This window comes from Comamonas serinivorans, assembly GCF_002158865.1.
GTDB classification, from domain to species: Bacteria; Pseudomonadota; Gammaproteobacteria; order Burkholderiales; family Burkholderiaceae_C; genus Comamonas_E; species Comamonas_E serinivorans.
The window spans coordinates 4,405,808-4,418,393 of sequence record NZ_CP021455.1; the positions used below are offsets into that span (position 1 = coordinate 4,405,808).

Here is a 12,586-nt window from a genome sequence, read left to right on the forward strand (position 1 = left end):
GCGCGCACCGGTGTGCCACGCAACCGCACAGCGACCACCGCGGTGGCAACACGGGCCCGCAGGCGCGCTGGCCCGGCGTGCAGACCTGGGTGCCGCAAGCACACCCAGCCGCCACGCGACAATGGCGGCTGCACCGCAGCCCACGCCCACCATGCCCTTGCCCGACCTTTCCCTGTCCCTGCAATTCGCGCGCTTCGACGAGGCCGCCGCCCACCGCGCCGTGTTGCCGCGCCACAAGGTCGCGCGCTGGATCCGCCATGCGCTGGCGCTGCCGGCCGAGATCACGGTGCGCATCGTCGACGCCGAGGAAGGCCAGCAGCTCAACCGCGACTACCGGCACAAGGACTACGCCACCAACGTCCTCACCTTCGACTACACCCAAGAGCCCCTGGTGACGGCCGACCTGGTGCTGTGCGCTCCGGTGGTGGCGCGCGAAGCGGCTGAGCAGAACAAATCGCTCGAAGAACACTACGCACACCTCTTGGTGCACGGCACGCTGCACGCCCAGGGTTGGGACCACGAAACCAGCGAAGCCGACGCCAACGAGATGGAGGCGTACGAAACCGAGATCATGCAGGGCCTGGGCTTCGCCGACCCGTACGCCAAGGACTGACCGCGTCGCCGCGGCCCCAGCCAGGGATCGCGTGGCGACAGCGGCCCATCCTACGGGCCATGGCGCGCCCTGATGGCCACACCCGGCGCCACCGAGCGGCCCGACGCCCGTGCGGATCCGGTGTGCAGGCCCACATCGGTGCACCGCGCAAACACCCGCCCGGCTGAACGGGCGGCTCATGCAAAAAGCCCTGTGGGTTGCACAGGGCTTTGAGTCAGTATGCAAGGCTTACCGATGCATTTTCATCGGCCAGCAGGCCATACTGCCTTATTTGGTCAGCAGCGCGTTCACCCGCCGCACGTAGCTCGCCGGGTCTTCGGGCAGGCCGCCTTCGGCCAGCAGGGCCTGGTCGAAGATGACGTGCGCCAGGTCGCCGAAGTCGGGGCTGTCGGCGCTGGCCTGCAGGCGCTGGATCAGCGCGTGTTCGGGGTTGACCTCGAGCACGGGCTTGACCTCGGGCACGGGCTGGCCGGCCTGCTTGAGCAGACGCGCCAGCTGCAGGCTCATGCCGGCATCCTTGACCACCAGGCAGGCGGGCGAATCGACCAGGCGGGTGGTCACGCGCACGTCCTCCACCTGGCCGCTCAGGGCCTGCTTGATCTGTTCGAGCACGGGCTTGAGCTGTTCGGCCGCGGCTTCGGCGGCCTGGGCTTCGCCCTCGTCCTGCAGGGAGCCGAGGTCAACCGCGCCCTTGGCCACCGATTGCAGCGGCGTGCCGTCGAACTCGGTCAAAAAGCCCATGGCCCACTCGTCCACGCGGTCGCCCATCAGCAGCACCTCGATGCCCTTCTTGCGGAACAGCTCGAGCTGCGGGCTGTTGCGCGCGGCGGTCAGCGAGTCGGCGGTGATGTAGTAGATGGCCTCCTGGCCGTCCTTCATGCGCGCCTTGTAGTCGGCAAACGACACGGTGACGGTGTCGGTCGTGGTCGACGCGAAGCGCAGCAGCTTGGCGATGCGTTGCTGGTTGCCGAAGTCTTCGCCCAGGCCTTCCTTGAGCACCACGCCAAAGGCGCTGTAAAAGCGCGTGAAGCGGTCGGCGGCATCGGCGAACTTGGCGGCTTCGTCGGCCGCGGTCTTGTCCACCACGTCGGTCACGCCATCGGCCGAGGGCGTGGGTTCGGGGGCCGGGGTCGAGTCGCCCGAGCCGATGTCCACCTTGCCCTCGGCGCTGTCCGCCGGCGTTCTGGCCTTGTTCGCCAGGTCTTCGATCATGCCGAGCACACGGCGCGTGTTGCCGTCGCGGATGGCGCGCACGTCGCGGCTTTCCTGCAGCAGCTCGCGGCTGACGTTGAGTGGCAGGTCGGCCGAATCCACCACCCCGCGCACAAAGCGCAGGTAGTTGGGCAGCAGGGCCGAGGCGTCGTCCATGATGAACACACGCTTGACGTAGAGCTTCACGCCCGTCTTGGCGTCGCGCTGGAACAGGTCCATGGGCGCACGGCCCGGCAGGTACAGCAGCTGCGTGTACTCGGTGCTGCCCTCGACGCGGTTGTGCGTCCAGGCCAGCGGGTCGTCGTGGTCGTGGAAGGTCTGGGTGTAGAAGGCGCGGTACTGCTCGTCGCTGATGTCCTTCTTGGGCCGCGTCCACAGCGCGCTGGCCTGGTTGGCGGTTTCCCATTCGCCGGTCTTCACCATGCCACCGGGCTGACCCTCTTCGCCCTCTTGCCAGGTCTCTTTCTCGAGCAGGATGGGCACGCCGATGTGGTCGGAGTACTTGCCGATCAGCTCCTTGAGCTTCCAGTTGCTGGCGTACTCGAGGGCGTCTTCGCGCAGGTGCAGCGTCACGGTCGTGCCGCGCGCGGCGCGCGAGATGGCCTCGACGCTGAAATCGCCGGTGCCGGCGCTCTCCCAGCGCACGCCCTGCTCCGCCGGCAGGCCGGCCTGGCGCGACTCGACCGTGATGCGGTCGGCGACGATGAAGCCCGAGTAGAAGCCCACGCCGAACTGGCCGATGAGCTGCGAATCGGCCTTTTGGTCGCCGGTCAGCTTGCCCATGAATTCGCGCGTGCCGCTCTTGGCGATGGTGCCCAGGTTGGCGATGGCGTCGGCCTCGCTCATGCCGATGCCGGTGTCGGTGATGGACAGCGTGCGGGCGTCCTGGTCGTAGGCGATGCGGATGTCCAGGTTGGGCTGGTCTTCGTACAGCGTGGCGTCGGCAATCGCCGCGAAGCGCAGCTTGTCGCAGGCGTCCGAGGCGTTGGAGATCAGCTCGCGCAGGAAGATTTCGGAATTCGAATACAGCGAATGCGTGACCAGGTGCAGCAGCTGCGCGACCTCGGCCTGAAAGGAATGGGCGTGTTTGCTCATGGTGTGATTCAGGTCAAATGCAGTGAACCCGCGAGTATGCACCGGTTCACGTCGTCAATGAAACGCCAACTCATCCATACTGCCCACCGATTGGCCACGGTGGCAGCAGGCGTGAGCCTGGGCGCGAAGGAGGCGTCTCGCAGCGGCGGCGCTGGCCGCTCGCACGCGCCCCCGCGAGTCGGCCCTGCAGGTGCGGCCACCGGCCTGCATTTCAAGTCAGCCGCGGCCCACGCGAGCGTCGGCCCGTGTCGCGGCGGCTGCCAACCGGCTGTGGCCCTGCGCGGCGCCGGCCGCCCCCGACGCATATCATTGCCGGCGGGGCGGCCCATCGAGGCCCGATGCGCCCGCCCCGATCCGCCCGGCACTGTGCAGCGGACAGCCCCCACCCCAACATGACCCTGACCGAACTCAAGTACATCGTGGCCGTGGCCCGCGAAAAGCACTTTGGCCGCGCCGCCGAGGCCTGCTTCGTCTCGCAGCCCACGCTGTCGGTGGCCGTCAAAAAGCTGGAAGAAGAGCTGGACGTGAAGCTGTTCGAGCGCAGCTCGGGCGAGATCGGCGTGACGGCGCTGGGCGCCGAGATCGTGCGCCAGGCCCAGAGCGTGCTGGAGCAGGCGGCCGAGATCAAGGAAATCGCCAAGCGCGGCAAGGATCCGCTGGCCGGCCCGCTGCGCCTGGGCGTGATCTACACCATCGGCCCCTACCTGCTGCCCGAGCTGGTGCGGCGCGTGATCGACACCACGCCGCAGATGCCGCTGATGCTGCAGGAGAACTTCACCGTCAAGCTGCTGGAAATGCTGCGCATGGGCGAGATCGACTGCGCCATCCTGGCCGAGCCCTTCCCCGATGCCGGGCTGGCCGCGGTGCCGCTGTACGACGAGCCTTTTCTGGCCGCCCTGCCCAAGGAGCACGCGCTGGCCCGGCGCGAGCGCATCACCGCCACCGAGCTGAAGGCCGAAACCATGCTGCTGCTGGGCGCGGGGCATTGCTTCCGCGACCATGTGCTCGAGGTCTGCCCCGAATTCGCGCGCTTTTCGAGCGATGCCGAGGGCATCCGCAAGAGCTTCGAGGGCTCGTCGCTCGAAACCATCAAGCACATGGTGGCCGCCGGCATGGGCGTGACGCTGGTGCCCAGCCTGTCGGTGCCGCAGCACCTGGTCGCCAGCGGCGCGCACGACGACGCCGGCCTGGTGGTCTACCGCCCCGTGGTCGACGAGGAAACCGGCCTGCCGCCCTCGCGCCGCGTGGTCATCGTGTGGCGGCGCAGCTTTCCGCGCTACGAGGCCATCGTCGCCTTGCGCAGCGCCATCCTGGCCTGCACGCTGCCGGGCGCCACGCGCCTGGATTGACCCGGCTCTCCACCCACCCCATTCGCGCGCAGCAGCCGGCCGAGCGCGACGCTGGCGCCGGCATGCGGGCAGGCACGACGGCCACGGCACACAGGCCATCGCGTGCAGTGGGTCTAGGCGCTGGCGGGATGCGGCGCAGGTCGATCGCCCCGCAGTCCCACAACGGCCCCGTCACGATGCCGCAGCGTTTCCGCTTCGGTCCCGCTTCGGTTCCGCTTCGGCCCCGCCACTGGGGCATGCCGCCCAGCCGCGCCAGATCGGCCATGCCAGACCGGTCGTGCCCAACAGACCGTGCCAGACCAGCCGTACCAGACCAGCCGCAGCGCCCGGATTTGCACGGCCATCGCCGGCGGGCCGGTCGTGGCTGGCGTTACAGTGCCCGCTGCCCCGGCACACGCTAGGGTGCCGTTTTGTCGTGCACACCAACCCCCTTGAGGAGTCTCCATGGCCAAGTCCAGCAAACCCAGCGCCAAGGTCGCCAAAGCCGCCACCGGCACGCCCGCCATCAACATCGGCATCGCCGACAAGGACCGCGCCGCCATCTCGCAAGGCCTGTCCAAGCTGCTGGCCGATACCTACACGCTGTACCTCACCACGCACAACTTCCACTGGAACGTGACCGGCCCCATGTTCAACACGCTGCACACCATGTTCATGGGGCAGTACACCGAGCTGTGGAACGCCGTCGACCCCATCGCCGAGCGCATCCGCTCGCTGGGCCACCGGGCACCGGGCTCGTACGCCGAGTACGGCAACCTGACCAGCCTGGCCGACGCGCCCACGGTCACCCCCAAGGCCATGGAGATGGTGCGCATCCTCGTCGACGGCCACGAAGCCGTGGCGCGCACCGCGCGCGAGCTGTTCCCGCTGGCCGACAAGGCCGGCGACGAGCCCACGGCCGACCTGCTGACGCAGCGCCTGACCGTGCACGAGCAAACCGCCTGGATGCTGCGCTCGCTGCTCGAAGAGTGATTGAAACCAGGGTATTCATCCGTTGGCGATGAAAATCAATCGCCAGCAGGTCAATACCCCGCACCCTCAGCCACACAGGCACCCATCGCGCGCCAGCGTCACGCGGCGAACATCCGGCCATCCACCGGCGGCCGCTCGCCGCCCAGCCTGGGCCGACGGGCAGCCGGTTGTGGGCGGCGTCCACCTTCCTTGCCGCCCGCTGACGGGCTGCGCTTCGTCCCACCTGGGTGCCGGTCGCACCTTGCCGGCCGCACCTGGCCGGCCGCACCCCTTGCCATGCCCACGCCGTTGACCTCTTCCGCCGCGCTTTCGACCGCGCCCGCCGCCGAGCTGGCCGCCGCAACACCCGCGGCCTCCGTGGCCGTGTCACCGCCCAGCCCGGTCGCGCCCGAAGCCGCGGCCCAGGTCGCGCAGGCCCTGCACGGGCTGGACCCCTTCATGCCGCTGCTGCTGGCCCTGGTGCTGGCGGCCGGCCTGTGGCGCTACCTGGCGCTGCGGCGGCGTCACCTCGGCCAGGCCGCACTGCGTGCCAGCCTGGGCGCCGCCACGCCGGCCGCCCCCGAATCCAACGGCCCCTGGGGCGGCCTGGCGCTGCTGGCCCTGGCCGTGTTCGCGCTGTGTGCCTGGGGCGTGCACGGCGGGCCGGGCCACGCGGCCTGGCAGGCGCTCGACACCGCCGCCGAACAGGGCGCCACCCTGCGCATGCAGCAGGTGTCCACCGCCGGCCTGGCCACGCTGCGGGCGCTCACCGATTCCGGCGACGTGCTGTTCCTGGCGCTGCTGAGCCTGGCGGTGACCGGGCTGCTGGCCTGGCGCCGGCGCTGGCTGGACCTGCAGGTGTGGGTGTTCTTCATCGTCGCCCAGGGCCTGCTGATCCGCGTGTTCAAGCTGACCTTTGAACGCGTGCGGCCCGAAAACCTGCACGGCCTGGTGCTCTCAGGCGACAGCTTCCCCAGCGGCCATGCCGCTGGCAGCCTGCTGGCCTACACCCTGCTGGCGGCCTTGATGACGGCCGCGCTGCCGCGCGCGCAACGCGTGGCCTGGCTGGTGCTGGCCTGGGGCTGGGCGCTGGCCATCGGCGTCTCGCGCGTGGTGCTGGCCGCCCACTGGGCCAGCGACGTGCTCGCCGGCTGGGCGCTGGGCACCGCCAGCCTGTGCCTGGCCCTGTACGCCCTGCGCCGGCTGCGGGCCTGAGACCGCACGAGGCAGGCTCGGGCGCCCACGCGCTGGGAATATGACCGATGCCGGGCCGCGCCGTGACGGCCGAGGGCCCGGACTGGCCCTGAGGGGACACAAGCGGGCCGGCTGACGGGGGCGACGATCCAGACGCATCTTCGGATGGGCCATCGCTCAGCATTCATGGGTATCACGCCACTTCCGATGTCTCCACATCGGTGATGGCACGATACTTGTCAACACAGGTGTAAGCCTGCTCAACCAGCATGCCCGTCGATGGCGGACATGGCGGTGGATTCGGGCAAACCAGCACCGAACGAGAAGCCGCGCGAGGTGCTGGGTGTCGACCCCGGCCTCGTCATCTGCGGCAAGCAAGCCATCGACGACGGCGCCAACCAGACCGGCCAGATGGCCGGCGCCTTCGTGCGCCAGCCAGGGCGCGTGGCACCGTTGGCCGGACCAGGCCGGGCTAGGCCACCGGTTCACCGCCCCCGCAGCCCATCCTTGGCCCCTGAGGGGCCTCACTGCGGAGGCAGCACAGGCAACTGCCCAATGGCCTGGCGCACCGTCCACTGCGCACGCAGCATGTCTTCGACCAGCTCCAGCTTGTCCATCTGCCGCTCGCGCAGGGTCTCGAGCGAGTCGATGTAGTCCAGGATGCTGCCCTGGCCCAGCCGGTAGGCGTCGTCGGCCATGGTGGCCAGGTTGCCGTGCTGGTCACGCTCGTGCTGCTCGAAGGCCAGCAGCGCATCGCGGCGCAGCCGGTATTGCTGCACGCTCTGCAGCACCTGAGCCTCGGCCTCCACCTCGGCGGCCGTGCGGCGGTACCGGGCCTGCTGCAGCTCGGCCTTGGCCCGGGCGATCTCGCCCTGCTTGCGGTCGAACAGGGGCAGCTCGATGGAGACGCCGACCTGGTTGTAGTGGCCTTCCTGGCGGTTGCGCACACGGGCCAGCGACACACTGGGCGTGGGCAGGGCCTCTTTGCGTTGCAGGGCCAGCTGCTGGTTGGCCAGCTCGACGGCACTGCCCGCGGCCTGCAGGGCGGGCACGCGTTCACGCGCCTGGGCCCACAGCGCCGCGGCATCGGCGTACAGGTCGTCCGGCGGCGGGTGCAGCGGCCCCAGCGCGCGCGGCTGCCAGGTGGGCGCGGCCACCAGCGTGCCCATGCGGCCGGCCACGGTCAGCCGCTCGGCGCGGGCGCGCGACAGGCTGACGTCCAGCTGGCTGAGCTTGAGCGCCATGCGCTCGCCGTCGTAGCGGCTGCGCGCACCGGCCGTGATCTGGCCCTGCACGATGCGCAGCGCCTCGCGCATCTGCTGCTGGGCCTGGGCCCACACGCGCTCGCGCTGCTCGGCCATCTGCGCGTCCACGAACGCGTCACCGGCCTCGCCCAGGCGCTTGGCCACCTGCTCGGCCGTGTCGGCCTCGGCCTGCCGTTCGGCCTGGCGGGCGGTGGCCTTGCGCTGCGTCACCTGGCCAAAGATGGGCAGCGGCTGCTCGATGCCCAGCTCTTTTTCCCCCGGCTTGCGCGAGGCGCTGAGCACGGGATTGGGCCAGGTGCCCGCGGCCAGGGTGTCACCGCGGGCGGCCTCGATGTTCAGGCGTTCGGCGTCCAGGTCGGGGCTGCGGGTCAGCACCAGCTGCAGGAACTCCTCCAGCGTCAGCGCAGCGGGCAACGCCACCGCCGGTGCCGCCCCCGAAGGCTGGCCGGCCTGGGCCGAGGCCACCGTGGCCAGCACCACGCGCGAGGCTTCGGGCGCCGGCCCGGCCTGGGCCCAGACCAGGCCGGGCGCGCCCGCCAGCGCACACACCCACCACAGGCCTCGGGGTCGGCGCGGCGCGCGTCGGCGGCTCAGGTGATCACGCTTGTTCATCGGTTTCCTCCACGGTCTGCATGGTCTTGGGGCCCAGCAACACATAGAGCACGGGCAAGAGAATCAACGCGATGGCCGGCATGGCGATCATGCCGCCCACGATCACCGAGGCGAAAGGCCGCTGCGTTTCGCTGCCGACGCCGGTGGACAAGGCCATGGGCAGCAGGCCCAACAAAGCCAGCAGCGCCACCAGGATCACCGAGTTCATGCGCTCGGCCGCACCCAGCACGGTGGCCTCGATCAAGCCCTGGCCTTCCCGGCGCCGCTCTTCGATGGCCGACAGCACCAGCAAGCCGGCCAGCGCCACCTGCCCCAGCAGGGCGATGAAGCCGATGGCCGCGCTGATGGACAGCTCGATGCCCGTCAGGTGCAGCGCCAGCACGCCGCCCACCATGGCGAACGGGGCGCACAGCACGATCACGCCGGCGCTGCGCGCGCGGCCCAGCGCGCTGAACAGCAGCGCGTAGACCACCAGCAGCGACAGCGGCACCACCACCTTGAGGCGGGCGGCCGCGCGCTGCTGGTTCTCCCACTCGCCGCCCCAGACGGCGACATAGCCTTCGGGCAGCTTGATGGACTCGTTGAACTTGCGCAGCGTCTCCTGCACCACCGAGCCGATGTCGCGGCCCTCGACGTTGAACTTGAGCGCCATGTAGCGCGCATTGCCCTCGCGGAAGATGGAGGCGTTGCCGATCTCCACGCCCACGTGGGCCAGCGAGCGCAGCGGCACCGTGTGGCCGTCGGCCTTGGCGATGGCGATCTCGCCGATGCGGGCCTCGTCCATGCGGTCGACGAAGGGCAGACGCACACGGACCGGCACCGGCGTGGCGCCCTCCCACAAGGTGGTCACCACCCGGCCGGCCATGGCCATCTCCAGCGTGCCTTGCGCGGTATCCATGGGAATGCCTTGGCGAGCCAACGCATCGCGGTCGAACTTCACATGAATCTGGGGCGCAGGCGCATCGCGGTACAGGTCCAGATCGACCACGCCCTCGATGGGTTTGACCAGGTCCACCGTGTCCTTGAGCAACTCGCGCAGCTTGGGGATGTCGGCGCCGAACACCTTGAGCACCACCTGGCCACGCGCGCCCGAGGTCGATTCCTCGACGCTGTCGCGGATGGGCTGCGCAAAGTTGAAGGCCACGCCCGGGATCTCGCTCAGGCTCTCGCGCATCTGCTCGATCAGCGCCGGCTTGGTCAAGCCCTTGGTCCACTGGGCATGGGGCTTGAGGCGCACCAGCACCTTGGCCAGGTTCAACGTCTCGTTGTCGGTGCCCGATTCGGGCCGCCCCTGTTCCGACACCACGGTGATCACCTCGGGGTAGCGCCCCAGGCGCTCGCGCACGTCGCGCAGCACCTCCTGGCCCTTCTCCAGCGAGATGGACGCCGGCATCTGCACCAGCACGTAGGCGTCGCCCTCGTCGAGCTCGGGCAGGAACTCGGTACCCAGCCACTTGGCCGAGATGCCGGTGACCACCAGCATGGCCACGGCCACCACCAGCACCGCGGTGCGGCCCGAGGCGCGGCGCACCACGCCTGCCACGAAGTGCTCGTAGCCGGTGTGCATGCGCACGAACAGCTTGGGCTCTTCCACCATCACGTGCTTGGGCTTGAGCAGCAGTGCGCACAGGGCCGGCACCAGCGCCATGGCGAACACCAGCGCGCCGATCAGGGCGAAGGTGTAGGTCATGGCCAGGGGCCGGAAGATGCGGCCTTCGATGCTCTCGAGCGTGAACACCGGGATCAGCGCCGCGATCACGATGGCCATGGCAAACAGCGTGGGACGCGCCACGGCCACGGCCGAGTCGATGATGATGTGGCGCATGTCGGCCTGCGTCTTGGGCTGCTTGAGGCGCGCGTTGCGGATGATGTTCTCCGCCAGCACCACGGCGCCGTCGACCATGATGCCGAAGTCGATGGCGCCCATGGAGATCAGGTTGGCCGGCATGCCCAGCAGGTGCAGGCCGATGAAGGCCACCAGCAGCGACAGCGGGATGACGGTGGCCACGATGAGCGAGCCGCGCAGGCTGCGCAGCACCAGCCACAGCACGCTGACGATGAGCACGGCGCCGAACAGCAGGTTGTGCTGCACGGTGCTCAGGGTGTGGCTGACCAGCTCCGAGCGGTCGTACACCGGGATCATCTGCATGCCCTGCGGCAGCTCGCTGCCGTTGAGCTGGGCCACCTTGAGGTGAATCTGGTCCAGCACCTCGGACGGGTTGGCGCCGCGCTTGAGCAGCACGATGCCCTGCACCACGTCGTCGTGCGCGTCCATGCCCACCGAGCCCTGGCGCGGCGTGTACGACTGCAGCACCTGCGCCACGTCGCCCACGGTGATGGCCTGACCATCGGCCGCACGGATGACCACGCGCGACAGGTCTTCAGGGTGCGTCAGCAGGCCGATGCCGCGCACGATCAGCGATTGCTCGCCGCGGCGCATGAGGCCGCCGCCCACGTTGCGGTTCGATTTCTCCAGCGCCTCGGCCACGTCTTCGATGGAGATCCCCAGCGCTTGCGTCTTCTGCGGATCGACTTCGATGTGGTACTCCATCACGAAGCCGCCGATGCTGACCACGTCGGCCACGCCCTGCACCTGCTTGAGCACGCGCGCGATGTGCCATTCCTGCTCGGTGCGCAGCTGGGCCAGGGTGTGACGGTCGCTCTGCAGCTGGTAGTAGTACACCTTGCCCAGCGGCGTGTAGTCGGGCGCCATCTCGGGCGTCACGCCCTCGGGCAGGTCGGCCTGCGGCAGGCGCTGCGCCACCTCGGCGCGGGCGCTGAAGCTCTGCGCGTCGTCGTCGAAGACCAGGTTGATCATCGACAGGCCGAAGTAGCTCTCCGACCGCAGCGACACCAGGCCGGGCGTGCCGTTGAGCTCGCGCTCCAGCGGCTGGGTGATCTGGCGCTCAACCTCCTCGGGCGCAAGGCCCGGGGCCTGGGCAATCACCCCGACCTGCACGTTGGTCACGTCGGGATAGGCCTCGATGGCGGTCTTGGTGTAGGCATACACCCCGTAGATGGCCACCAGCAAGGTGGCGCACAGCGCCAGCAGGCGCCGGTGCACCACGAATGAAATCAATGCTCGCAACACAGGCTGCCTTTACAACATCTGGCTGGCCGCGCCGTCGAGCAGCAAGCCCCCGCGCGTCACGATGCGGTCGTCGAGCGCCAGGCCGTCCAGCACCGGCACCACGCCGCGCACGGGCTGGCCCAGGCGCACGTCCTTGGCCGAGAAGGTGCCGGGGTCGTCGCCCTGCACGTAGACGATGGAGCGGCTGCCGTCCTTGATGAGGACCGCCGACACCGGCACCACGGTGTCGCGGGCGCTGCTGCCCAGGGTCTCGACCTTGGCCTGCATGCCGGGCCGCAGGTTGGGCACGGCCTCCTGCAGGGCCACGAACACCGTGGCCCGGCGCGTGTCCTTGTCCAGCTCGGCCGCGATGTGCCGCACGCGGCCCGGCACCTGGCGCGCCAGCTGCGGCAAGGTCACGCTGACCTCGGCATCGACGCGCAACTGCGCCAGGTCGGCCTCGAACGCCTGGGCGCTGACGCCCAGCGACTGGGGGTCTCCCACCATGAACAGCGCCGTGCCGGCCTCGACCGCAGCGCCCGGCCCCACCGTGCGCTGCGCCACCACGCCGGTGCGCGGTGCACGCACCTCGAGGCGGTCGCCCTGGCCACCGCCCAGCCAGTGCGCCGCGCCCTGCGCCCGGCTCAGCTCCTGCTGGGCTTCGCGCAGCTTGGCCTGCGCCGCGCGCAGCTCGACCTCGGTGCCCACGCCGCGCTCGTGCATGGCCTGCTGGCGTTGTGCCTCGGTCGAGGCGGCATCGCGTGCGATGCGCGCCGCCGCCACTTCGCTGCGGGTCTGCAAGGCCTCGGTGCTGAGCAGCACGGCCAGCACCTCGCCCTGCTTCACCACGTCGCCCGCGTGCGCGTGCACGCTGACCACGCGCGCCGCCACCGGCGCCGGCACGCTCGCGATCATGTCGTCGGCGAAGGCCACCTGCGCTGGCATGGCCGTGGCCGGCAGCGCCTGCACCTGGCTCACCGGCTGCACGGACAACATCTTCAGCGCCCCCTCGCTCACGCGCACCTGGTCGGCCAGCAGCGCGGGCGCCCGTGGCGCCCCCTGCACCTCGGCCGCGGTGTGGCCACCACAGGCGCCCAGGCTCAGCGCCAGGGCCAAGGCGCCCAGTGGCGCCGCGGTTCGCTGCAGCCAGGCTGCATGCACCATGTCTCGTGTCCTCATACCGGTTCCCTCGTTGGATTGGGTCGGGACGCATGCTAGGTGTGGG

Annotated in this window: 8 protein-coding genes and 1 pseudogene; 5 read left to right on the forward strand and 4 right to left on the reverse strand. The window is 70.0% G+C overall.

The window, feature by feature from the left end:
- Window positions 1-151: 151 nt before the first annotated feature.
- Window positions 152-613 carry an rRNA maturation RNase YbeY gene (gene ybeY / locus CCO03_RS18855; RefSeq protein ID WP_087284941.1) on the forward strand — a complete coding sequence of 154 codons (462 nt, stop codon included), beginning with the start codon at window positions 152-154 and terminating at the stop codon, window positions 611-613.
- Window positions 614-880: 267 nt separating this feature from the next.
- Here the strand turns inward: ybeY and htpG are convergent, their stop codons facing one another.
- Window positions 881-2,920, reverse strand: a complete 2,040-nt coding sequence (htpG, locus tag CCO03_RS18860) for a molecular chaperone HtpG (RefSeq protein WP_087283598.1) — start codon at window positions 2,918-2,920, stop codon at window positions 881-883.
- A 392-nt stretch (window positions 2,921-3,312) separates the two neighbouring features.
- Between htpG and CCO03_RS18865 the strand changes: the two genes are divergently transcribed.
- From CCO03_RS18865 to CCO03_RS20790, 4 genes and pseudogenes are all read left to right on the forward strand, one after another.
- Complete coding sequence (locus tag CCO03_RS18865) at window positions 3,313-4,269, forward strand: LysR substrate-binding domain-containing protein (protein ID WP_087283600.1); 957 nt, start codon at window positions 3,313-3,315, stop codon at window positions 4,267-4,269.
- Between the two features lie 444 nt (window positions 4,270-4,713).
- Window positions 4,714-5,241: a Dps family protein gene (locus CCO03_RS18870; RefSeq protein ID WP_087283602.1), complete on the forward strand. Its 528-nt coding sequence runs from the start codon at window positions 4,714-4,716 to the stop codon at window positions 5,239-5,241.
- A 276-nt stretch (window positions 5,242-5,517) separates the two neighbouring features.
- A complete protein-coding gene (locus CCO03_RS18875; RefSeq protein ID WP_087283604.1) occupies window positions 5,518-6,435 on the forward strand; it encodes a phosphatase PAP2 family protein in 918 nt (305 codons plus the stop codon).
- A 330-nt stretch (window positions 6,436-6,765) separates the two neighbouring features.
- Window positions 6,766-6,852 (forward strand): annotated as a pseudogene (locus tag CCO03_RS20790) (electron transfer flavoprotein subunit beta/FixA family protein); the annotation flags it as partial.
- A gap of 86 nt (window positions 6,853-6,938) precedes the next feature.
- Here the strand turns inward: CCO03_RS20790 and CCO03_RS18880 are convergent.
- From CCO03_RS18880 to CCO03_RS18890, 3 genes are read right to left on the reverse strand one after another with little or no spacing between them, the layout of a single operon-like run.
- Window positions 6,939-8,291 (reverse strand): TolC family protein, encoded by a 1,353-nt coding sequence (locus tag CCO03_RS18880; protein WP_087283606.1) that lies wholly within the window; start codon window positions 8,289-8,291, stop codon window positions 6,939-6,941.
- Window positions 8,278-11,382: an efflux RND transporter permease subunit gene (locus tag CCO03_RS18885; RefSeq protein WP_087283609.1), complete on the reverse strand. Its 3,105-nt coding sequence runs from the start codon at window positions 11,380-11,382 to the stop codon at window positions 8,278-8,280. Before CCO03_RS18885 ends, CCO03_RS18880 begins: the two co-directional genes overlap by 14 nt.
- A gap of 9 nt (window positions 11,383-11,391) precedes the next feature.
- The gene (locus CCO03_RS18890; RefSeq protein WP_157667803.1) at window positions 11,392-12,540 is read right to left on the reverse strand and encodes an efflux RND transporter periplasmic adaptor subunit; all 1,149 of its coding nucleotides are present in this window, start codon (window positions 12,538-12,540) and stop codon (window positions 11,392-11,394) included.
- Window positions 12,541-12,586: the final 46 nt, after the last annotated feature.

What these genes read in the sequence shown, in the direction of transcription:
- CCO03_RS18890 (WP_157667803.1), bottom strand. Translation starts at nt 12,540, where the DNA reads ATGAGGACACGAGACATGGTGCATGCAGCCTGGCTGCAGCGAACCGCG.
- CCO03_RS18875 (WP_087283604.1), top strand. Translation starts at nt 5,518, where the DNA reads ATGCCCACGCCGTTGACCTCTTCCGCCGCGCTTTCGACCGCGCCCGCC.
- CCO03_RS18865 (WP_087283600.1), top strand. Translation starts at nt 3,313, where the DNA reads ATGACCCTGACCGAACTCAAGTACATCGTGGCCGTGGCCCGCGAAAAG.
- CCO03_RS18880 (WP_087283606.1), bottom strand. Translation starts at nt 8,291, where the DNA reads ATGAACAAGCGTGATCACCTGAGCCGCCGACGCGCGCCGCGCCGACCC.
- ybeY (WP_087284941.1), top strand. Translation starts at nt 152, where the DNA reads ATGCCCTTGCCCGACCTTTCCCTGTCCCTGCAATTCGCGCGCTTCGAC.
- CCO03_RS18870 (WP_087283602.1), top strand. Translation starts at nt 4,714, where the DNA reads ATGGCCAAGTCCAGCAAACCCAGCGCCAAGGTCGCCAAAGCCGCCACC.
- htpG (WP_087283598.1), bottom strand. Translation starts at nt 2,920, where the DNA reads ATGAGCAAACACGCCCATTCCTTTCAGGCCGAGGTCGCGCAGCTGCTG.